Origin of the sequence: Paenibacillus sp. EKM212P, from assembly GCF_011066115.1 — a bacterium.
GTDB lineage: Bacteria > Bacillota > Bacilli > Paenibacillales > Paenibacillaceae > Paenibacillus > Paenibacillus polymyxa_B.
The window spans coordinates 96,026-117,599 of record NZ_JAAMNR010000004.1; the positions used below are offsets into that span (position 1 = coordinate 96,026).

20 protein-coding genes are annotated in these 21,574 nt (G+C 44.5%); 3 read left to right on the top strand and 17 right to left on the bottom strand.

Features of this window, described 5'->3' with window-relative positions:
- Positions 1–98: 98 nt before the first annotated feature.
- The 4 genes from G9G54_RS12950 to G9G54_RS12965 all read right to left on the bottom strand — a co-directional run bounded on the left by G9G54_RS12950 (position 99) and on the right by G9G54_RS12965 (position 4,083).
- On the bottom strand, positions 99–1,799 hold the full coding sequence (locus G9G54_RS12950) for a peptide ABC transporter substrate-binding protein (protein WP_165178388.1): 1,701 nt from the start codon (positions 1,797–1,799) through the stop codon (positions 99–101).
- A 153-nt stretch (positions 1,800–1,952) separates the two neighbouring features.
- A complete protein-coding gene (locus G9G54_RS12955) occupies positions 1,953–2,342 on the bottom strand; it encodes a DUF3397 domain-containing protein (protein ID WP_165178389.1) in 390 nt (129 codons plus the stop codon).
- Between the two features lie 4 nt (positions 2,343–2,346).
- Positions 2,347–3,306 (bottom strand): ketopantoate reductase family protein, encoded by a 960-nt coding sequence (locus tag G9G54_RS12960; RefSeq protein ID WP_165178390.1) that lies wholly within the window; start codon positions 3,304–3,306, stop codon positions 2,347–2,349.
- A gap of 126 nt (positions 3,307–3,432) precedes the next feature.
- A complete protein-coding gene (locus G9G54_RS12965) occupies positions 3,433–4,083 on the bottom strand; it encodes an RsfA family transcriptional regulator (protein ID WP_165178391.1) in 651 nt (216 codons plus the stop codon).
- A gap of 296 nt (positions 4,084–4,379) precedes the next feature.
- Here G9G54_RS12965 and G9G54_RS12970 point away from each other — a divergent pair, with 296 nt between their 5' ends.
- Positions 4,380–5,465, top strand: a complete 1,086-nt coding sequence (locus G9G54_RS12970; RefSeq protein WP_165178392.1) for a hypothetical protein — start codon at positions 4,380–4,382, stop codon at positions 5,463–5,465.
- Positions 5,466–5,564: 99 nt separating this feature from the next.
- On the opposite strand, the gene G9G54_RS12975 is transcribed toward G9G54_RS12970, so the two are convergent.
- The 5 genes from G9G54_RS12975 to G9G54_RS12995 all read right to left on the bottom strand — a co-directional run bounded on the left by G9G54_RS12975 (position 5,565) and on the right by G9G54_RS12995 (position 11,831).
- Positions 5,565–6,896, bottom strand: a complete 1,332-nt coding sequence (locus tag G9G54_RS12975; RefSeq protein WP_023989462.1) for a PhoH family protein — start codon at positions 6,894–6,896, stop codon at positions 5,565–5,567.
- Positions 6,897–7,198: 302 nt separating this feature from the next.
- Positions 7,199–8,260 (bottom strand): LCP family protein, encoded by a 1,062-nt coding sequence (locus tag G9G54_RS12980; protein ID WP_061828528.1) that lies wholly within the window; start codon positions 8,258–8,260, stop codon positions 7,199–7,201.
- 125 nt (positions 8,261–8,385) lie between these two features.
- A complete protein-coding gene (typA, locus tag G9G54_RS12985) occupies positions 8,386–10,227 on the bottom strand; it encodes a translational GTPase TypA (protein ID WP_061828529.1) in 1,842 nt (613 codons plus the stop codon).
- Between the two features lie 292 nt (positions 10,228–10,519).
- A complete protein-coding gene (locus G9G54_RS12990) occupies positions 10,520–11,011 on the bottom strand; it encodes a hypothetical protein (protein ID WP_165178393.1) in 492 nt (163 codons plus the stop codon).
- 160 nt (positions 11,012–11,171) lie between these two features.
- On the bottom strand, positions 11,172–11,831 hold the full coding sequence (locus tag G9G54_RS12995; protein WP_013311114.1) for a TerC family protein: 660 nt from the start codon (positions 11,829–11,831) through the stop codon (positions 11,172–11,174).
- A 217-nt stretch (positions 11,832–12,048) separates the two neighbouring features.
- Here G9G54_RS12995 and G9G54_RS13000 point away from each other — a divergent pair, with 217 nt between their 5' ends.
- Positions 12,049–12,744: a TerC family protein gene (locus G9G54_RS13000; protein WP_165178394.1), complete on the top strand. Its 696-nt coding sequence runs from the start codon at positions 12,049–12,051 to the stop codon at positions 12,742–12,744.
- 71 nt (positions 12,745–12,815) lie between these two features.
- Here G9G54_RS13000 and thiI read toward each other — a convergent pair whose 3' ends face one another.
- From thiI to G9G54_RS13030, 6 genes are all read right to left on the bottom strand, one after another.
- A complete protein-coding gene (thiI, locus tag G9G54_RS13005) occupies positions 12,816–14,042 on the bottom strand; it encodes a tRNA uracil 4-sulfurtransferase ThiI (protein WP_165178395.1) in 1,227 nt (408 codons plus the stop codon).
- A 1-nt stretch (position 14,043) separates the two neighbouring features.
- Positions 14,044–15,192 (bottom strand): cysteine desulfurase family protein, encoded by a 1,149-nt coding sequence (locus tag G9G54_RS13010; RefSeq protein WP_165178396.1) that lies wholly within the window; start codon positions 15,190–15,192, stop codon positions 14,044–14,046.
- Positions 15,193–15,349: 157 nt separating this feature from the next.
- Positions 15,350–16,042: a lytic transglycosylase domain-containing protein gene (locus G9G54_RS13015; RefSeq protein WP_069289995.1), complete on the bottom strand. Its 693-nt coding sequence runs from the start codon at positions 16,040–16,042 to the stop codon at positions 15,350–15,352.
- A 221-nt stretch (positions 16,043–16,263) separates the two neighbouring features.
- A complete protein-coding gene (locus tag G9G54_RS13020; RefSeq protein ID WP_165178397.1) occupies positions 16,264–16,656 on the bottom strand; it encodes a hypothetical protein in 393 nt (130 codons plus the stop codon).
- 44 nt (positions 16,657–16,700) lie between these two features.
- Positions 16,701–16,928: a DUF1540 domain-containing protein gene (locus G9G54_RS13025; protein ID WP_061828536.1), complete on the bottom strand. Its 228-nt coding sequence runs from the start codon at positions 16,926–16,928 to the stop codon at positions 16,701–16,703.
- Between the two features lie 187 nt (positions 16,929–17,115).
- Entirely contained in the window at positions 17,116–17,622 is a 507-nt protein-coding gene (locus G9G54_RS13030) for a YpuI family protein (RefSeq protein WP_061828537.1), read from the bottom strand.
- 185 nt (positions 17,623–17,807) lie between these two features.
- On the opposite strand from G9G54_RS13030, the gene G9G54_RS13035 reads away from it, so the two are divergent.
- A complete protein-coding gene (locus tag G9G54_RS13035) occupies positions 17,808–19,688 on the top strand; it encodes a S8 family peptidase (protein ID WP_165178398.1) in 1,881 nt (626 codons plus the stop codon).
- 57 nt (positions 19,689–19,745) lie between these two features.
- Here the strand turns inward: G9G54_RS13035 and G9G54_RS13040 are convergent, their stop codons facing one another.
- Together G9G54_RS13040 and pdxR are read right to left on the bottom strand one after the other, a co-directional pair.
- The gene (locus tag G9G54_RS13040; protein ID WP_081112406.1) at positions 19,746–19,976 is read right to left on the bottom strand and encodes a hypothetical protein; all 231 of its coding nucleotides are present in this window, start codon (positions 19,974–19,976) and stop codon (positions 19,746–19,748) included.
- An 88-nt stretch (positions 19,977–20,064) separates the two neighbouring features.
- Complete coding sequence (pdxR, locus tag G9G54_RS13045; RefSeq protein ID WP_165178399.1) at positions 20,065–21,540, bottom strand: MocR-like pyridoxine biosynthesis transcription factor PdxR; 1,476 nt, start codon at positions 21,538–21,540, stop codon at positions 20,065–20,067.
- Positions 21,541–21,574: the final 34 nt, after the last annotated feature.

Genomic DNA, 21,574 nt, shown 5'->3' on the forward strand with positions numbered 1-21,574 from the left:
ATGGAAAAGACCATGACACACAAAAAAAACGGGATATATATGGTTCTATCCACATATATATCCCGAAGTAACTATCAAACTTCAGAATCGAGCTTCAGTTACTGTGTAATATACGCTCTTGTGAAATCAACTGCTCCACTAAAGTCAAGCCCAATGTCTTTTACATTCGGTTTTGTTAAAGAAACATTTGAGTAGTAGTAGATCGGAAGCATTACCATATCATCTTGAACCAGAATTTTCTCCGCTTTCGCAAAATCTTCCATTCGTTTTGCTGGATCAGTTTCTTTCTTAGCTGCTTCAATCAAAGCATCGTATGCTGGGTTAGCATAACCTGCATTGTTGTTGCCATTGCCTGTTGTCCACATATCCAGGAATGTCATTGGATCATTATAGTCAGCAGACCATCCACCACGAGCGATTTGGAAATTCAGCTTGTTACGTGTTTGGATAAATACGCCCCACTCTTGGTTTTGGGTTTTGATGTCAACGCCAAGGTTTTTCTTCCACATATCAGCAACTGCCAAAGCAATCTTTTGGTGACTCTCACTGGAGTTATACAGCAATGTTACCGGAGGAAGTGTAGTTACGCCTTCTTCCTTCATACCTTCTTGAAGCAATTTTTTCGCTTCAGTGAAGTCTTCTTTGAAGTAATCATCTTTATTCTCAGTGCGGAATTCTTGAGATACTCCTTTGATACCTGGAGGTACAAAGCCGTATGCAGGAATTTGACCGCCCAATGTTACTCTTTCAACGATTGGTTGGCGTTCAATAGCCATCGCAAACGCTTTACGGATTTTAACATTGTTAAATGGTTTTTCAGTTACATTAAACAGATAGTAGTACGTACTTGCAATCCCTTTTGCCTTAAATTCGTTAGGCAGTTCTTTTTTCACAGCCGGAATTTGGTCGGTAGGAATTTCACCGTTTGGCATACCTGCGTAATCGAGTTGTCCACTTCTATAAGAAGCCAGCTCTGTTGCACCGCTATTTACAAGGGACATCGTAATTTTGTTCAGCTTGATCTCATCTTTACCCCAATAGTTTTCACTCTTGGTTACTTCGATCTTTTGACCGCTGTCCCAAGTCGTTAATGTGTAAGGTCCATTAGTGATCATGCTATCTTTCTTAACAGCCCACTTATCATTACCTTTAACAGAAGGATTTACAGGATAGAAAGTGTAGAAAGAAGTCAATCCCAAGAAGTAAGGAGTTGGGTGCTCCAGCTCTACTTGCAATGTATGATCGTCAACAGCTTTAACACCTACATCTTTAAAGTCTGTAACTTTAGTGCCTTTAAAAGATTTCGAAGTGCTCAGGTTGTAACCCTCAGCATTTTTGATATAGTACAATTGGTAAGCATATGGAGGTGCAGGAGCCGTGGAAGGATCCAATACCCGTTGCCAAGCAAATACGAAGTCGCTTGCTTTGACTGGGTCGCCATTACTCCATTTTGCAGTATCACGAAGCTTGAACGTATAGGTTTTGCCGTCATCGGAAATTTTCCAAGATTCAGCTACGCCAGGGATTTCTTTGCCGTCAGGACCCATACGTACGAGACCTTCATACAAAGTTTTCAGAACCGTGTTAGTTTGACTATCCTGAGCCTGTGCCGGATCGAACGTTGGCGGCTCGGATGCAAGGTTAATGCGCAAAATTTGCTTGTCGGCCGCAGCCGGCGTAGTCGAGGTGTTTTCTTGTGCGCCCTTACCATTGGTATCGTTCTTGCCGCCGCAACCTGCGAGCAGTGCGCCAACTGCAAGAATGAGTGTCAAAAGGACTAAAAAGCTTTTCCTTTTCATCTAGCGTTTTCCCCCTAGTTCTAAAGTGGTATATGTTTATAGATTATACAACCAGCGGTCAAAAAAATCTACATTACATTTCTTCAAATTGAGCTTTTTTTTCAAAAAAACATGATTAATTCATATTTTTTCACCTTTTCATGTCACCTTATATCACATGGCGTTGAATATATTCTTAAATATACCAACTACAGTCAACAAAATATACGCCAATGTCATCGCCATAAAAGTTAATCTCCAGACCGCTCTACATAATCTTTTACCATCAACCTTCCCTTTTATTCGATTTTGAGCTCCTCCAATTAAACCCAAGGCCAGTAATAGGAGCAGTAGAATCAAATAAAAACCGAATCGAGATGTAAAAATGACGTTAAAGAGTGCTGCGACGGAAAATATCAGAAAAAACGTGGTAATATCCATAGAAGTAAGTAACGATTTCTTTTTTTCCATTTTAAGAATGTAGCGACAAACCGCAAACACGATCAAAAACGGAAAAAAGGGAAGAATACTGAAAGTAATAATAGTACCTTGTATAAGACTCAACTGATCACCCCTCTTTTAGCCGCATGCCTTCAATTAATTGCCACAATAACTCATGAGTTGGTGCAGTAACTCCAGCCCGATCTGCCATCTGCACCAGTTGTCCGTTAATCGAAGCAACTTCCGTCATGGACTGTGCAAGTACATCAGCTAGCATGGACGAGTGATTCTCTGCCGTTGCCCGGCATACATTCATAATTTGCTCCCACCATGCGTTTTCCCAGTGGATACCATGAGCTTCATACACTTGAATGCCTTCATCGTACAGCCTGCGCATCATATGTATTCGAATAGGGTCCGAAAGCAGCTCGCCATTACGAACTCGCCATAACGCCGTCAGCGGATTGATCACAGCATTGATCAACAACTTGCGATACATACCGTTCTCGATTTCTTTCGACAAGCAAGCGTCAAATCCTGCTGCAACCAGCCGATTTAGCACACATTGATTAAAATTATTGTTCTTCGACTCCTCCTCTTCCTCCGAACATCCTATTTCAGTAACACCCGATCCTGCATGTACAATAGATGCTACTCCCTGCCTCTTGGCTCCTTCAGTCGTCACAGCAGGGTATACTACAGCCTTAGGCCAAGCCTTTCTAATGCGTTCTATATGGCCGATTCCATTCTGGAAGCAAACAATTCCTGTATCTCTATCCATTTGAGCTGCAGGCTGGATCTGTTCTAATACTTCTTCAATCGCCCCCTGTTTGGTCATAAGCATTATCCATCGTGCCGGAGCCTGTGAATTTAACAGTTGCCAATCTGCCAATGGCGCTACCTTCAATTTATTCCCGGACACATGTACTGCCGTCTGTCCCTCCTTATCAAACACAGTAATCCCTTCACGAGCAATGATGCGTGCCTGCTCAAGTGTACGCGTCCACAGCCTTACTTTTGTACCTGAGGCAGACAACCTCCCGGCAAACAACAAACCCAGCGAACCCGCTCCAATAATATCAATCACCTTTGTATCGTCTCGCTTCCATCTTTTTTTCTACTATATCATATGCACTCTAGAGAAATACAAAAAACGCCAACTACAGCAAAGCGCTAGTTGACGTTTTATTTCAATATTGCAAAAGTAATCTTGTTACTCAATGCGCTCCAGATTCCCATTGGCGTCCATTTTGAATCTGGATTTAAGCTCTTCCTCATCATCAGTGATTAAAGCCAAGCGCCGAGCCCGGTCCATAATCTGAATCAGAGCTTTATAATCATCATTCACAACACGATAGTCGGTTTGCACCTCATTCACTTCTTTGGACAGCCGGTCATTAATGGAGCGAAGCTGATTCAATTCTTCTTCCTTTTCCCGTAAATCTTTCTCCAGCATCTTAATCTGCCGATTCGTTTCCTGGACGGATCCCTTCCATTGACGCAAGAAGCGAATTACTGCATCAATAGATAACGTATCCTCACTCGTACCATCCGTTCTGTACCCACCTTCGACTGCATCAAGCGAGGCAAAAGCCGCAACCTGTGATACACCTACCGGGTTCTGCTTACGGATATAACTGCGCTTCTGGCGCTGTGCTTTGGCAATGCTAATCGCTTCATCATAACGTTTGCGCACGCAGCTGTTCCAACGAAAGCCGCATGCTGCAGAGGTTCTTCCGATTTTTTGTCCAACCTCCTCAAACGCAGCGAGCTGCGTCCCACCTTCACGGATATGCCGCAATGTCACCTCCGCCAATATCAAGTCATCTTCCACACTCCATGCATCTTGTCTTATTGCAGTCATGCCTCTAGCCCTCCTAACAACATCCTGAAATAACCGTCTTCATGAACCGATCTTGCCGGTATTTGAATAGGGTATAAAAGCTGTTTATTCATTCCTATGCCTCTCGTAGAGTTCATAGAATCTATTTGATACTAAATTGTATTTCCATTTCTGCAAGAACTCATACGTGAATGTAAACAGTTTCGGGTTTCAAGCATGCTCAGACTGCTGTACAATAAAATGAATGGTTAAAGAAACAGAAAGGATCATATACATTACCATTAGTTTTTTCGGGAATACATAAAAGGGGAAACCAAATGAACAAACGAATAAAAATCACAATCAGCACCCTGCTGACCACTATCATGATGCTAACTTTCATATATGTACGTCCTACTCTGGCCGCTCCCTCTCATGAAGAAAATCAGATTTTACAAGATAGCCTGTCGATTGTAGAGATAGACCATGAAATTGAGCGAATCAGTCAAGAGCAGCAGACTCTTTTGCAGCGTCAGCGAGAATTGCGAAGTAATCTCACCGTTCAGCAAGAGCAAATGACCGTACAACGGAAGCGTGCAGGTTTTGTGCTGCGATCGTATTATATGGGAGAAAGGGACAAGCTGTTGAGTGTAGTGCTAGGGGCGAAAAGTATAAGGCAACTTCTCTCTCTGTACGATTACTACTTATTATTAATTAGTCACGATCAGGATGTGCTTCAAGAATACGAATCCAATTATCAATCTATGCGAAAAACAGAACAACAAGTCACCCAAGCCTCAATGGAATTGGAGACAGTCAAAACAAACTTACTGGCACAACGCAAACGCATTATCCTGCTTCAGTCGCGTGTAAATGACGGCGTTAACGCCAGTAATGACCCGGATACCCTACGCAAGCTTATTGGCGAAATGACAGCTTATTGGGAGAATGTAGGTGTCTACGAGGTAAATAAGCACTTTAAAGCATTAGCTCAAGCTATGCAGGATTTACCGCAATTCATTCAACAACAACAAGGTGCTATGGTTACAAATGGAAAAGTGATTACGATAAGCATTCGCGAAGAGGACTTTAACCGTTTTTTAAAGTCAGAAAATGAATTGTTTAATCACTTCAACTTTACATTTGCACAGGATCGAATTATGGTAGAAGGTCAGCAGGGAACGATGAAATTAAGAGTAGAAGGTCACTACACGGTAGAAAATGAACCGAAAAATGCAATTTTATTTCATGTAGATCGATTGGTATTTAATGGTCTGGAACTACCTGATACGACCCGCAACAAGCTGGAAAAAGATTTTGATCTAGGTTTCTACCCACAGCAGCTTATTTCCTATGTCAAAGCCACAGAAGTACGCACTTTAGCAGGAATGCTTGAAGTTAAGCTCGAATTAAACTTTAAATAAGCTTTTGCTCACTTTCATTGTTCTGAATTTTTACGTATACAAAACAAGAGACCCCGGGATATTCCCGAGGTCTTTATTATTGTAATAACGATAGGGATTTTATAGCAGATCGGCTGCCAACTGCGCGAGCTTGGAGCGTTCTCCTTTTTCCAACATAATATGCCCGCTAATCCCTTCTTGCTTAAACCGCTCCACTACATAGGTTAAACCGTTACTGGCTGCATCCAGATAAGGGTGGTCAATCTGCTCCGGATCTCCCATCAAAATGATCTTGCTCCCCTCACCCACCCGGGACACAATCGTTTTGATCTCATGTCGGGATAAGTTTTGCGCCTCATCGACTATAATAAATTGCCCAGGTATCGAACGCCCGCGAATATAAGTAAGTGCCTCCACCTGAATACTGCCCAAGCCCATCAAAATTTTGTCGATATCACCTGATTTTTTGGCATCAAACAGATACTCTAGATTGTCGTAGATTGGTTGCATCCACGGGCGAAGCTTTTCATCCTTTTCTCCCGGTAAATAACCAATATCCTTACCCATAGGAACAACAGGCCGAGCAATCAGCAGTTTCTTGAAGCGATGTTCATCCTCTACCTTAAGCAAACCTGCCGCCAGCGCCAGCAGCGTTTTGCCCGTACCCGCTTTTCCTGTAATGGTCACGAGGGGGATATCGTCATTAAGCAAAAGCTCCAATGCCATCCGCTGTTGAGCATTACGCGCGCTGATTCCCCACACCGATTCGTTACTTAAGTACAGCGGCTCTAATCGCTCTGCCTCCTGATTTACTTTCAGCAAAGCTGATTTTCCAGTTCCCATTTCATCTTTCAGAATGACAAATTCATGTGGATACAGCGTATAAGGTAGTTCTAGTGGCTTGATTGGTAAAAAACGGTTAGAGTAAAATTCATCTATGATGGACGGGTGCACCTGTATTGCCGAGTATCCGGGATATAGCTCACTTAGATCGCCTGTTCTATCGGATAGGTAGTCTTCGGTCAGCAGTCCCAATACATCTGCCTTGATCCTGACCAGCACATCTTTACTGACCAAAACGACCGAACGTGGTTCAGGCTGCTCTTGCTCTTCCAGATGATAATTCAAGGCAACCGCCAAAATCCGGTTATCGTTCGAAACCTCCCCGAACATCTCCTGAACTTTCAAAAAACTTCGGTGGTTTAACTCAACCTTAAGCCTTCCACCTTGGGGAAGTGGAACGCCACTATGCAGATGACCCACTTCTCTCAACCCGTCCAACAATCGCGATACATTGCGGGCATTCCGTCCAATCTCATCCGCGTTGCGTTTTTTGGAGTCGATTTCTTCCAGAACTACAGCTGGAATAACAACTTCATGTTCTTTGAAGGTAAAAATGGCTTTCGGATCATGCAGCAGCACATTCGTATCCAGCACAAAAATTTTCTTCATTAAATCCCCTCCAAAGCGGCGTGGACAATCTCGTGTTTCATACCTATACCTATTCACCGGGTACCTAATACTTGCTGATTCCCTGAAAAAAGAACCCCAAAGCAGCATTAAACAACGAAAAGTTGTAAGTGAAGATAGCCTCTGAGCCTGTCCATTTTTGAAATTAGACACAAAAGGCCCAGTGATTGCTCACTGGACCTAGACTTGGTTCACTATAACTTTAGACATACCTCAACCCCCTTATGTTATATAAGAGCTTTACTCGCTGCGAGTATAACATAAGTGGGAAGAAAGATACATACTCAGGAATTGGAAGAAGCTGCGGTATTGTCGCTTGCTTTTTTAGCTAATTCCTCTTGTAGCGCTTGCTTGGCCAAATCGAGCTGTTGCTCATCAATGTACACATACGGGCTACGCCACGTTCCTGCTACCGGATTGTATTTCACATTTTGCTTGGAAATATTCCAATAGGTTTGTACGATATTTTTCATTTGCTGTGACTCGATATCTGTCATCATATTCTTATCAACCGATTTAATAATTGTACTAAACTTGGTCAAAGCGTTAAAGGATTGCATTTGGTCAATTAGGGAATGAAGCACCTGATTTTGTCGACGATTACGATCAAAATCGTCAGATTCAGCTGTTCTCGGACGGCAATTCGATTTGCGGTAGCGAACAAAATCAAGAGCCTGATCACCGTTCAAATGCTTGGCTCCAACTGTCAGGTTAATATCGGTACCATCTGCACGGTCACGATAACACATGTTTTTATCAACCGTCACATCTACGCCACCCAAATTATCTACTACATCTCTAAAGCCCTGGAAGTTAATAACCGTCACATAATCAATATCAATGTTTAAATATTTGCCAATCATCTTCTTCATTTGTTCTTCAGCAACTTCGCCAGATTCTTTCTCTCTAGCCTTAAACACCGGATAATACTCATTCAACTTGCGAGGTTTATATCCATCCATTTCTAGACGCGTATCGCGCGGTAAGGACACGATGGTAGACGATTTAGTATTGGGGTTCAATGTAGCTACCATAATAACGTCGGACAAATAAGTCGGATGATCAGGGCGGTAATCGGTTCCTAGCAATAAGATAGTCAAAGGCTTAGCTTCTGCCAATTGTGTTTTGGGTACTTCCTTGTTGATCCCCGTATCCAAAACTTCCTCTACCTGATTGTAAATATAGTAGGTATAACCACCTGCTGCCAAAATACCTATAATAAGCAGAAACAAGACAAACTTCATAAACGATCTGAAAAAGCTTTTTTTCTTTTTCGTTTTTTTCGGTTTGGCGGATTTTTTCCCGCTTTGTGTCCGGGGAGGCAATCCGTTCGAAAGATTACTCATGCTTCAACACCTTTTCCTGCGTTTTGAGAAATATAGCTTTCTCCAAGTTTACAATCCTAAAACACACACAGCGGCGCATCCCGTTCCCGGGCGTCGCCGCTGTGGCCAAAGACCAATCCAATCAATTACATATTTGCTTGTGCTGTTTTACGTTGTTTCTCCGCACGCTCGCGTTCACCTTTGTTCAAGATCTTTTTACGCAAACGGATAGCGTTAGGTGTAATTTCGCAATACTCATCATCATTCAGATATTCGAGCGCCTGCTCCAAAGAGAAAATAACAGGTGTTTTCAGTTTAACTGTATCGTCTTTTGTTGCTGAACGAACGTTTGTCAATTGTTTTTCTTTACAAATGTTAACGACAATGTCGTTATCACGTGTGTGCTCCCCAACGATCATACCCTCATAGATTTCAGTACCTGGCTCCAGGAACAAAATACCGCGATCTTCCACGCCCAGCATACCATAAAATGTAGAGCTGCCGTTTTCCGTTGACACGAGTACACCCTGATGACGTCCACCTACTTGACCGCCAACAAATGGTCCATAGCTGTCAAACGCATGGTTCATTACGCCATAACCACGAGTCAAAGTCAGGAAGTTTGTAGTGTAGCCGATCAGACCACGTGCAGGGATCAAGAATTCCAAGCGAACCTGTCCGGTGCCGTTATTAATCATGTTAACCATTTCGGCTTTACGGGAGCCCAAACTTTCCATAACCGCGCCCATGCTTTCTTCCGGAATATCAATAAGGAGACGTTCGATTGGCTCCATTTTCTTACCGTCAATTTCTTTGACGATAACTTCCGGTTTGGACACTTGCAGTTCGTAACCTTCACGACGCATGTTTTCAATCAGGATACCCAGATGCAACTCACCACGTCCGGATACAATAAAGGCGTCCGGGCTATCTGTTTCATCAACACGTAAGCTGACATCCGTTTCGAGTTCTTTCAGAAGACGCTCACGCAATTTACGGGATGTTACCCACTTACCATCGCGACCTGCGAATGGGCTGTTGTTAACCAGGAAGGTCATTTGCAGTGTCGGCTCATCAATCTTCAGTACAGGCAACGCTTCAGGATGATTTGGATCAGCAATGGTTTCACCAATGTTGATATCTTTAATTCCCGCAATCGCCACAATGTCACCAGCGCCCGCTTGGTCAGTTTCAATACGTTTCAGACCTTGGAAGCCGAACAGCTTCTCAATACGCGCTGATTTACTGCTACCATCACGCTGCATAACTGTGACTGCTTGCCCCTGCTTGATGATACCGCGGTTTACACGACCTACTGCAATTCGGCCAAGGTATTCGTTATAGTCCATCAGTGTTACGAGGAATTGAAGAGGCTCATCTACTTTCTCAGTTGGAGCCGGAATGTGCTCTACAACTGTTTCGTACAATGCTTGCATGTTATCGTCTTGCTTTTCAGCATCCATGCTGGATGTTCCGTTCAGCGCCGAAGCGTACACAACAGGGAATTCCAATTGCTCGTCATTCGCACCCAACTCGATAAACAGATCCAGTACTTCGTCAATAACTTCTGCCGGACGAGCTGCCGGACGGTCAATTTTGTTTACTACAACGATTGGCGTCAGATTTTGCTCCAGCGCTTTACGCAGTACGAATTTCGTTTGCGGCATGCAACCTTCGTAAGCATCAACGACGAGCAAAACACCGTCAACCATTTTCATAATCCGTTCCACTTCGCCACCAAAGTCGGCGTGTCCCGGTGTATCTACAATGTTAATCAGATAATCTTTGTAAGTGATAGCTGTATTTTTAGCCAAAATCGTAATACCGCGTTCACGCTCCAGATCGTTGGAGTCCATGGCGCGCTCCTGAACAGCCTCGTGTTCTCTAAATGTTCCGGACTGTTGAAGCAGCTTGTCGACAAGCGTCGTTTTTCCGTGGTCGACGTGGGCAATAATCGCAATATTGCGAATGTTTTCTCTAGCATGCATGGTTTGTATCCATATCCTTTCCGTATATCAAAATAGTGTCTCTATCCTGAAGCAGTGCTGATTCAAGGCTAACAATCGTTCTTTAGGCCCACTCCCTGCCAGCCTTCTATATGTTTCAGGCTTTGTACAGACAGCTTCTCTCTCCGATTCGCGTGAAAACCTTAAAATAAGCGTCAGAAATCATTCCGACGCTCTTATCATATCCATTATATTATAGTTGAAATATGTCATAAAGCAAGACATTATTGCCTGTTCCGTAATTTACCGCCATAAAATCTCACAGCTTGTCGTTTTAACTTTTGCGTTTGCCACGGTTGTTTAGGACCAACCAGATTCCAGCGCCAATCAATAAAACTGCAATAACATATATGATACCCGTTCTTAGGGAGGTAATAACCAATAAAAGCACCGATACCAAGCCCAATATTACGCCCCCTGTATATACATTGCGAGAAAGCGAAATATCATTAATGGCATACTCCCATAATCCAATCGCCACACCTAGAAGTAACAAAGGCCATAAATAGGCCATTAAATGCCAGCCCCAAATATTGCAGAGCAAAAATAAGAAGCCATAAACCGACAAAATCCCTGCCGGCAGCAACATAAAGGGTGAAACTTTACGCTTTATGTACATTGCATGCAGTACGATTCCAGGTATTAAAAACAGCAAAGGCCAAAAGTTTCGTCCCAAAAAGGAGAACGCCCCCAGTTTCCCCAACAAAATAATCAGTCCTACGGCAACAATGCCCACTCCGATCATACGCTCTTTTCCGGAATTCATCGTGGTCTCCTTTGTTTGCTGAATTTGTTATTAGGTCTCTTAATGTGATTGTTTTTAAGTATATTTTTGTGAATATAGAGTCTTTACAAAAACCGAGTAAACTTGGCATTCGCAAAAACTCTATGTCTATTTTAGCCGATGTTTTCCAAAAAAACTACGTTCAAATATGGCGAGCTCGTAACTGACGATATATACCTGCAACGACAACTGCTGTTGCCAAGAGTCCCGGTAACCATGCATGTATAAGCTCTCCCGTACCTGCTAACCATACACCCAATCGGGGATCACGCAGTAGCATTTCTCCTGCCGTAAAAGCCAGGATTGCAGATCCGAGCAAAACAAGTACAGGGAACCGGTGAAGCCAGATCGCAATCACGTTGCTGCCCCAGACGACAATCGGAATACTAATCGCAATCCCAATGACAATAATGGCGATATCCCCATCTGCTAGGGCTGCAATAGCTAACACGTTATCTAGACTCATCACAAAGTCCGCTACCAGAATCACCTGTATAGCCTTCCATATGGTTGTTTCTGCTCTTACTCCCACATGATCCTCATTCTCATAAAGCAGCTTAAACGCAATCCATAACAGAAGTAGACCGCCTGCCGCCTGAATAAAGGGTATGCCCAGCAAAATGACAGCTACAAAAGTCAAAACACAGCGCAGGAGGACTGCACCGACTGCCCCCCACCATATAGCTTGACTCCGCTGCCTTGCAGGCAAGTTTTTGCTTGCCATGGCTATAACAACCGCATTATCACCGCTTAACACCAAATTAATCATTAATATTTTCAACAGCAAAATGATATGCTCCATGTGTACAAACACCCCCATCCTACTTGTATGCGAAATAGGACGAGGCTATGCTTATAAGCCTTGTCAAATAAGTCATCATTTATTAAAAATTGATGTCAAATTTGTTGAGCAAAGACCTTGAAATCAATAACAAACAGCAATATAATGAATCGTATTTCCGAAAAACGGGTATTAAAATAAACAACATACAATGATTTTAGGATGTTTAATCAGGGAGATGAGAACGATTGATATGTCTGGACTTCAGTTCTTTTGGCTACTGCTTAATGTGATATTTATTGACCTTCTGCTCGCAGGAGATAATGCGATTGTAATTGGACTTGCCGCCAGAAAGCTGCCTCCTGCAACGCAAAAAAAAGCGATACTGTACGGTACCGGTGGTGCCCTTCTCATTCGCATTGCAGCCACCATTGTGGTACTCTGGCTGCTTCAAGTACCATGGTTGTTACTCATCGGGGGTGTCATGTTAGTCTGGATCGCGTATAAGTTGCTCGTAGACCAGGAGGACCATACCGAAGTCAAAGCGGGAACAACGTTATGGGGTGCTATCCGCACGATTGTTGTAGCCGATGCGGCTATGGGTCTGGATAACGTGATTGCTGTTGCTGGCGCGGCCCAGCAGCATTTGCTCCTTGTAGTGCTGGGACTATTAATCAGCGTACCGATCGTTGTATGGGGAAGCACTCTTTTTATCAAGTTGATCAATAAATTCCCTTGGATTATCTATTTAGGATCGGCTGTGCTTGGTTATACAGCCTCTAATATGATTACTGAAGAACGTAAGCTGGAACCCTACTTTAATGAGCATCCTGCGCTGCGTATCTTGTTTATTGCCGCAGTCATGGCAGGTATTTTGCTCACAGGATATCTTCAAAATCGCAGAGCAGTGTCCAGTCGAGAAAAAGCCGTCTAAAATCATTCAAAAACTGTTTTAACTAAAATAAAAAGGCAGACCCAAAATAGCTGGCGGGTCTGCCTTTTTGTTTAAAACCAATCTTCCTGTATAACTTCCTCTTTGCGCCCCTCTATAGCTCCGCCTGCCTCCAGGACAAGCGTCTCCGTTGTAGCCACAGCCTGTTCAATCAACACATTTAAATCCCGAATAGAGGCTTCAATCTTTTGAACAACCCACAAATTTGGATTGGTCGTTGGGGATTTAGGAACAAACAATGTGCAGCAATCCTCATAGGGGAGGATCGATAGATCGTAGGTGCCAATCTGCTTTGCGATTTCCGTGATCTCCTGTTTATCCATCATTACGAGAGGTCGCAGCAATGGTAATTCTGTCGAGCGGCCAATCACATTCATGCTGGATAACGTTTGACTAGCGACTTGCCCCAGACTGTCGCCTGTCACGAGTGCCAGTGCTCCTTCACGCTCAGCCAGCATCGTTGCAATTCGCAGCATAGACCGTCTCATTAGCGTAATAATCAGATTATCCTGTCCAGTGCGCGTAAAGGCCGTCTGCACCTCTGTAAACGGGACAAGGTGGATTTTGATTCGACCCGCATAGCCTGCTAATACCCTTGCCAAATCAATAACCTTTTCTTTCGCACGCTCACTTGTAAACGGATAGCTATAAAAATGTACACATTCAATTTCCAATCCTCTACGCATGGAAGACCATCCTGCTACCGGGCTGTCAATTCCACCAGACAGCAGCAGCATAGCTTTACCGTTCGTTCCTAACGGAAAGCCCCCTACAGCCATAATAACATCGCTGAATATATAGGCCGCCTGCTCTCTAACCTCCACACGTAACTCAATATCTGGTTGATGTACATCGACCCTCAACGCTTGAAACTCTCGCAATATAGGAGAACCAATTAAATGATTCATCTCTTGTGAGGAATGAGCAAACTCCTTCCATACTCTGCGGGCATTTACCTTGAACGTCGTTCCCTCGGCCACATTCAGCTCACGCATCAAAGCTACAGCGGTCTCAATGATAGCACCCAGCTCGACAGGAGCCATTTTGACAGGACTTATTGTCGTGATGCCAAACACTTTTTGTAACACTTGAATGATCTGTTCATAAGGCTCTCCTCCGAGAACCACATAAATCCGTCCAAATTCCTTCCGCAAAGAAGCACCGGGAAACGGTTTGAGCAGCAGCTTCACGTGATTCAGTACTGCCTTTTCAAAACGAGTCCGATTCTTCCCTTTTAATGTAAATTCACCGAAGCGAAGTAACAGCATATCATAGTGCATTTTAACGTTTCCACCTTTCAAGGGATTCCAGCTTGGCTACAGCCTTTCGCAGTGCAAGTATAAGCTCATCGATATCCTGTTCCGTATGTTCATCACCGAAGCTGATACGAATGCCGCCAGACGCTTCCGCCTCATTGCATCCCATCGCCAGCAGCACCCGACTGGGTTCAGCCAATTTCGAAGAGCAAGCCGATTTGGTGGATACTACCACACCCAGTTGCTCCAGCGTATGCAGCATTACCTCGGCTTTCATGCCCGGATACGAAAAGTGGACAATATGTGGCGCTTCTTCCCCGCTGTTCAGCCGCAGTTGAGGGAGTGTCTTCACTTCTGCGACCACCCGTTCTCTCCACTCGGTCATACGGCGTGCTGTCTCTACTTGCCGTTCGCCCGCCAACCGTATCGCCTTAGACATACCAACAAGCACCGGTACATTTTCCGTACCTGCACGAAAACCCTGCTCCTGAGAGCCGCCACTATGCAGTGGGAAAAGCTCTACACCTTCCCGAACGAATAGTAGTCCAGCACCTTTGGGTCCACGCAACTTATGCGCAGAGAGACTGTACAGATCAGCCTGCCATCCCCGGATATCAACCGGTAGCTTTCCAAACCCCTGTACACCGTCAATATGAAATAGAACGCGAGGGAACTGTTTCTTCAGCGCAACTCCGATATCATGCAACGGTTGCACCCTTCCCGTCTCATTATTGACATGCATAATACTGACTAAAATCGTATCTTTACGGACAGCGGCACAAACCTGTTCGGCGCTCACATGCCCTTCTGCATCGACAGGTAAAAATGTAACCTCAAAGCCCAGATTTGTCAGTTGTCTGCAAGCTTCATACACAGACGGGTGCTCTGTCGATACAGTAACAATATGCTTGCCTCTGGTCTGATACTGCAAAGCTGCTCCCTTGATAGCAAGATTGTTGCTTTCCGTTGCCCCAGATGTGAAGACAATCTCTGATGGATGCACTTCCAAAGCCGCAGCACATACTTCGCGCGAACGCTTAAGCAACTTATCCGCATCCTCTCCAAATCGATGCATCGAGGATGGATTCCCGTAGTGGCGTCTCATGACCTCGGCAACTGTTGTAATCACCTCTTCAAAAGGCGGAGTTGTCGCGGCATAATCAAAATATTTCATTGCACTCCCCTTTTCCGCTCTATAACTGCTGCAACAAAAAAAGACCAAAACAGGGAAAGGCCGCTACATTATAGCGACACCCTTTCCCCATATTGATCCTGTCTGCGGACCTAATCTAATTGAAATTACGCACTTTTTTCGTTGTAAGCTATAGGGCTTAGATCGTATATTTTTCACGTGCATTTTGAATTTTGGTAATATATCTTTGCGTTTCCACCGGAAGCTTGTCCAGTACAGCCATTAACTGTTCATCACTATTTACACCAAGCCGCTGCACCCGTCCGGGACCTGCATTATATGCAGCCAGCGCCATATTTTCTTGTCCGTTAAACCGTTTAATCTGGTAAGACAAATAACGAACACCGGCATCAATATTTTGAACAGGATCATATGGGTCGCTGACTCCAAGGCCTTGAGCCGTAGCATCCATAAGCTGCATAAGCCCTTTGGCTCCGGCCGAAGAAGTGACCGACGGATTAAATGAAGATTCCGTATCAATAACCGCTTTAATTAACGCTACTGGAACGCCGTATTTCTGGCTAGCCTCGTTAATCAAATCATCATATGCTGTAGGTGTTGTGGGTCCGTCTGTTGCTGTGCTGGAAGGAGCGGGGTACAATGACGAAGCCGTTCCCCTCGAAGGTCCCAATTGAAGCCATAGCAAACCGTTTTCGTCTCTGGTAACATCACTTGAATTTTCTCGTGTCACAGCACCATCAGTTTCCAACTGACCTACTTGTTCCAGTAATCCGGAAAAAGCGTCCGTTGTACCCGTCTGGGTTGTAGCACTCATATTATTTAACAGCTGCATGTCTAACATGGACTTGGACACGCGCGGATCAATTTGCATGTGGTGTTCCCAACTTTCTATAGTTGTTATATCCCAAATAGCTTGTCATTACTGCTATGATACAACTTTTTACTATGTACTTCCATACCTTTTAATGAAAAAAAGCTCCGTTTCTGTCGAAAAGACAGTGGAGCTTTATAAATCAGCTTTAATGTAATTATATCACTAAGATGATTTTTCTCGGATATACAAAAGAAAACTGAGCTTGTTCTCCAGTAGGGTCAACGAACAAACGGGATAAAAGCAAAATAACTCAATGTCGCCAGCGCCCCAAGACCAATCGACCAAATGCCGGTCGTTTTGCTGCCATTCACATAAGCAAAAAAACCTAAAACTGCAGCAATAGGTCCCAGCACAATTGACCACATAAACAATGAGGCAATTCCTGCAGCCAGACCAATATAGCCAGAAATACGGCCACTATTGTTTATAACCTGCTCTTCACCCTTAATCTCATGTCGAGTCACAGCTGAGCCGGGAGCAACCTCTGCTGCATATTCCTCACGATCATTACGGCGCTTGGCAGATCGTTCATGAATGTGACGGGGGTAATCTACACGTTCGCGGCTAACATGCTCTTTACTCTGATGCTTGTCATTTTCATGATCTTCCATAATAAACTGCACCTCCAAATGCGAAATGAATCGCGCAATAAAATTTACACGGACTTCGGCTTAAAAGTGTGGCAACAGGTTGCGGCTGACGTGGCAGCCTTATCACGTTCTTCTGAACTGAAGCTTTCTCCCGCATATTCTTCTTTAAATTTCTTACCGGCATGACCATCAACTTCAATCATGATTAAATCTGCCTTGCAAAAGTTGTTTTCTCCCCAATAATGGCAATTGGCTACGCTACACTTAACGATTGGCTTGGCCTCTTGGCTCATGATTATCACCTCGGATTCATTGTCCCCCCGCTACCCTGCACCTATGCGTTCATGGTATATGGCAGTTGGTGACATACGAAAAAAGCCGCTTCCTTCACCTCCTCCAAAATGGCAGGAAGCAAGTAGAAAACGGCTTGCTTGTCTTGTTTTAGTTTTTGATTAGAATTGATCTTCCCCATTGAATGCTTTAGGCATGAGTACGTCGAGTCTGCATCCGGCGCTGAGTCAAATAGTCACTTTCATAATAAGTCAGATCATCACGCAATTCTTCAAAATTTTTCGTAATGTCCATGATCACTTCGCGAGCGGCTGGCACTGGCGTTTTACGGAAGCGAATAGCATCTTGTCCCGTATACGCATAGCGTCCATCCTCTGCGTAAGATTCATTTTTGGGATAAAAAAAGCTGTTCACGCAGTCATGGTAAACGTTATACAATGCCTTCTCCGCAAAATCGACGTCAAAATTGGCACGGCGTAAAGCCACACCCAGCTTTTCATAAGATACTTCGGAAAAAACAAGGACATGACGGAGATCCGACAAAAGGCCTTTGTAAAAAAGTACGGACTCCTCATTGCCATCTGCAGCAAGTTGCGGCAGAGCATGCTCATTGAGGAATGTTTCCACCCGTTTCACGGCAGTTTTCAGTCTCTCCTGCGCCGACTCACATAATTTTTGTACGTTGACTGCTGACATCAAGGCAGCTCCCCCTTATTTGTTGCTTGTTCATCAATTGGTTACCCGAAAATAGTCCCTTCTAACCGAAAGAGCTGTAATTTTCAGTATTTATCCTACCACAAATGAGCATTGAAAGGTATAAAAACATGCCAACCTCCTCACGCTAAACCATAAATTTATGAATACTCAAGGAGGACGGTCCCATGTCTCGGCGAAAATGGTTAAAACCCCTGCTCGGAGCAGCTGCCGGGGTGCTTCTCATCACACTGATGCTGCCTTCCCGTGATCACCGCCATACACCGCAGCCCGAATATACGGCCAAGATGGTGCCACAGCAAGAGAAGCAGCTCAAAAAAGGAATGTTGGCTTTGGACCTGTCCGCTACGGATACCCTCACACGCATGGATGCAAGGCAGGATATTCATTACGTGATGCGGGAGCTTGATGGTAAAACTGCTGATCAGAAAAGGCAGTTTACCCGCACGCTCCAGCAATCGCACAGTCATCTTCATACGTTACTGTGGATTCACACACGCGACGGGAACACGAGCACCTATACGGGCGGTAAATCACAAACTCGTCTGCTGAGTCATCCTCAAATTAAAAGCAGTTTGGCCGCGGCTCGCCGTTCCGTCATGCAAAATAAATCCTACGAATCTGCTGCATTTCAGGCTGAAGGCGGTAAATATTTTGTCATGGCAGAACCATCTGCTGACGGAACATGTGGCGTTGCTGCCCTGGTCAGTCAGCAAGTATTGCGAGACGTGGAGAAGCATCAGCGTAAGAATTTGCGGTTGATTCCCTATCCAAAAGAAGGCAGCTACAAAATCGAATCCGTACATCCCGACACATTGCACGATATTACTGTCAAGACGGGCCACGACAACGAAAATGCAAGTCATTATTTTGAAAACGAAATTGTCGTTCGCTTCCGTCACAATCCTGATTCACGACAATTGCAGGAAATTGCAGCAGATTTACACTGTGCGCCAGGGCGCAAGCTTGGTTATACCTATGTATTTCATTCGGATAAGATGAACTTCAAGGAGCTAAAGCAATATTTTTCAAGAAAGTGGAACCCGCTTTATATCGAGCCTCACTATATGTATCTAACCAATGAGAAAACACCTATCCAAGCCGACAGCTCTATCCCCAATGATTTGCTCTTTTCCCGCTATCAATGGAATCTGCCGGCTACGGAAACCAACCGGGGGTGGAAATTAAGCAAAGGCAGCAAGGATGTAATTGTCGCTGTCGTAGATACGGGAGTAGATTTGGATCACCCCGACCTAAAAGGTCAAATCCTTTCAGGGCATAACGTGGTAAACCCGTCTGAAAAGCCTTATGATGACGTCGGTCACGGAACGCACGTCGCCGGCATCATTTCTGCCCTCGTGAATAATGCTGAGGGGGTCGCTGGCATGACATGGTACAACAAAGTCATGCCGATTAAGGTACTTGACCAATCTGGCTCCGGTACGACTTACTCGGTTGCAGAAGGTATTATATGGGCAGCTGATCATGGGGCCAAGGTCATCAATTTGAGTCTGGGCAATTACGCACAAGCTGAATTTTTGCATGATGCGATCAAATACGCCTATGATAAAGATGTCGTATTAGTTGCAGCCACAGGTAATGACAATACGGAACGACCTGGCTATCCAGCAGCGTATCCAGAAGTATTTGCCGTTTCCGCTACAGATTCTTCTATGCACCGTGCATCCTTTTCTAACTATGGAGATTATGTAGACGTCATGGCTCCAGGTGCAAGTATCGCCAGTACGTACCCAGGAAATCAATATGCTGCACTGTCAGGCACTTCAATGGCCAGTCCCCATGTATCAGCGCTTGCTGCACTGATTCGATCCATTAACCCCGATCTGACCAACAAAGAGGTAATGGAATTAATGAGAAGCAGCGTAATTGACTTGGGCACACCAGGGCATGACAAATATTTCGGGTATGGTCAAATTGACGTGTATAAAGCGTTGAAAGCAGCACAACGTCCATATGTTCCTTTGCAATTCTATCCACAGCATTTAAGTGACAAGTTAAAATCAATTTTAAAGAAACTGGAAACGTAAGATTCCTTATTGGAAAAAAGCAGCCATGTTGCTCCATGGCTGCTTTTTTGGGCTTTATTAACGCTTGGAACTGCTGCGAACAGAACGCTTGCCATGGCTGCGAGTATGACAGCAAGGTTCTCCAGGATCCTTTATACTTACCGGAAATACGTGATGAGGCACAGGTACAATGTGCGTCTGATTTACAATTTCAATCGGATGAACCACAGGCACGACTTGTGGGAAAAATTGATGATTTACAAATTGGATCGGTGGGCACACGATCGGGTCGTAAGGGCAATGACTCATAATGTGCAACTCCTTTCGGTGAATTAGTACAGCATATTAAGAAGGCAGGTGCTGTGCTTGGATGTTTACCCCCTAATACAAATATCCCTTATAAAATAGGCTTCCGCTCAACAATGACCGAACGATCAAGCAGTTCACCCAACAAACGGCACAGTTTGTGAAGACCTGTTTTAAGTGTTTCCTTGTCCGCATACGAAAAAGAAATACGGATATGATTACTGTCCATACCACCTGCATAGCATACTGCCCCAGGTAAAAAGGAAACGCCTTCTCGGTCAGCCAGCCGCTCCAATTCTGGAATATCAACATTAGGAGGAAGCTTAATCCACACATTTAGGCCGCCTTCGGGAGCATACCAGCTGACCTCTGGTGGAGCATACCGCTGGAGCGTGTGCAATGCGACTGTCAACCGATCCCGCATTTGTTCCCGCAACCAAACAAGATGCTGATCAAGTCGGTTCTTGATAAAGGGCAGTAGCGCTTTTTGCGTTAATAGAGGGCTCCCCAAATCTGTAGTAGACTTGGCAGCCACCAAACGATCCATTACACTGCCCGTGGCCGCTACACAAGCTATACGGCAGCCGGGAGCAACGGTTTTGCTAAAGCTTTTGATATATATCACATGTCCAGACTGATCATGCGCCTTGATAGAGAGTGGCGGCTTTGTTTTATAATAAAGGTCGGAAAATGGATCATCTTCAACAATGAGACAATGATAACTTTGAGCTATATCCAGTAATTGTGTGCGTCTGGCCATCGTTAAAGTTACTCCGGTAGGATTATGAAAAGTGGGTATCGTGTAGATCAGTTTTGGGGGATGAGTGTCGCAAAGACGTGTGAGGATATCGATCCGCATGCCCTGCTCATCCATCGGAATCATAATTACTTTGGCACCACGACTGGTAAACACATCAATGGCCCCCGTATATGTAGGAGCCTCCATGTAGACAACATCTCCAGAACCAACAAAAGTACGTGCCACCAAGTCAATCCCTTGTTGGGCACCACTGGTTACGAGTAGCTGTTCTGCCACTGTGCATATACCGCGTTCGTTCAAGTGATCTACAAACACTTCCCTCAGCGCCAAATCACCTTCAAAAGTCCCATATGCTGCCATTGCATCGGGATTTCCAGAGGATAGACGTTGAGTATCAGCAATGATTTCGCGTGTAGGAAGAAGCTCCGGTTGAATTGCTGCTATATGAAAAGAATAGGGAACCTGTCTGCTATGGTTAAAGTTTCTCCATAGCTGTGCGCGCGGCAAATAATCGATCAGCGACATTTGCCATGACAAATCCTGCGCTCCCTCTCGTTGAACAGCTACCGAAGGCTCTGCTACATAGCAACCTTTTCCCTGTGTACAGGTAACCAAATGAATAGACTCCAGCTCAGCATACGCCTTGCTTACAGTTACGGGACTTACCGCAAGTAGGCTGGACAGATGACGGACAGACGGAAGCTTTGTGCCCTGAGGCAGCAATCCAGACTGGATGCGATCTGCTAATGTTTTGGCAATCTGTAAATATAATTTGACACTGCTATTGCGGCTGAGATCAATATGCATCGGAACTGTCCCCTCCAAAAATCAACTGTTACAT

What these genes read in the sequence shown, in the direction of transcription:
- G9G54_RS12950 (WP_165178388.1), bottom strand. Translation starts at nt 1,799, where the DNA reads ATGAAAAGGAAAAGCTTTTTAGTCCTTTTGACACTCATTCTTGCAGTT.
- G9G54_RS12965 (WP_165178391.1), bottom strand. Translation starts at nt 4,083, where the DNA reads ATGACTGCAATAAGACAAGATGCATGGAGTGTGGAAGATGACTTGATA.
- G9G54_RS12970 (WP_165178392.1), top strand. Translation starts at nt 4,380, where the DNA reads ATGAACAAACGAATAAAAATCACAATCAGCACCCTGCTGACCACTATC.
- G9G54_RS12975 (WP_023989462.1), bottom strand. Translation starts at nt 6,896, where the DNA reads ATGAAGAAAATTTTTGTGCTGGATACGAATGTGCTGCTGCATGATCCG.
- G9G54_RS12980 (WP_061828528.1), bottom strand. Translation starts at nt 8,260, where the DNA reads ATGAGTAATCTTTCGAACGGATTGCCTCCCCGGACACAAAGCGGGAAA.
- typA (WP_061828529.1), bottom strand. Translation starts at nt 10,227, where the DNA reads ATGCATGCTAGAGAAAACATTCGCAATATTGCGATTATTGCCCACGTC.
- G9G54_RS12990 (WP_165178393.1), bottom strand. Translation starts at nt 11,011, where the DNA reads ATGAATTCCGGAAAAGAGCGTATGATCGGAGTGGGCATTGTTGCCGTA.
- G9G54_RS12995 (WP_013311114.1), bottom strand. Translation starts at nt 11,831, where the DNA reads ATGGAGCATATCATTTTGCTGTTGAAAATATTAATGATTAATTTGGTG.
- G9G54_RS13000 (WP_165178394.1), top strand. Translation starts at nt 12,049, where the DNA reads ATGAGAACGATTGATATGTCTGGACTTCAGTTCTTTTGGCTACTGCTT.
- thiI (WP_165178395.1), bottom strand. Translation starts at nt 14,042, where the DNA reads ATGCACTATGATATGCTGTTACTTCGCTTCGGTGAATTTACATTAAAA.
- G9G54_RS13010 (WP_165178396.1), bottom strand. Translation starts at nt 15,192, where the DNA reads ATGAAATATTTTGATTATGCCGCGACAACTCCGCCTTTTGAAGAGGTG.
- G9G54_RS13015 (WP_069289995.1), bottom strand. Translation starts at nt 16,042, where the DNA reads ATGCAAATTGATCCGCGCGTGTCCAAGTCCATGTTAGACATGCAGCTG.
- G9G54_RS13020 (WP_165178397.1), bottom strand. Translation starts at nt 16,656, where the DNA reads ATGGAAGATCATGAAAATGACAAGCATCAGAGTAAAGAGCATGTTAGC.
- G9G54_RS13025 (WP_061828536.1), bottom strand. Translation starts at nt 16,928, where the DNA reads ATGAGCCAAGAGGCCAAGCCAATCGTTAAGTGTAGCGTAGCCAATTGC.
- G9G54_RS13030 (WP_061828537.1), bottom strand. Translation starts at nt 17,622, where the DNA reads ATGTCAGCAGTCAACGTACAAAAATTATGTGAGTCGGCGCAGGAGAGA.
- G9G54_RS13035 (WP_165178398.1), top strand. Translation starts at nt 17,808, where the DNA reads ATGTCTCGGCGAAAATGGTTAAAACCCCTGCTCGGAGCAGCTGCCGGG.
- G9G54_RS13040 (WP_081112406.1), bottom strand. Translation starts at nt 19,976, where the DNA reads ATGAGTCATTGCCCTTACGACCCGATCGTGTGCCCACCGATCCAATTT.
- pdxR (WP_165178399.1), bottom strand. Translation starts at nt 21,540, where the DNA reads ATGCATATTGATCTCAGCCGCAATAGCAGTGTCAAATTATATTTACAG.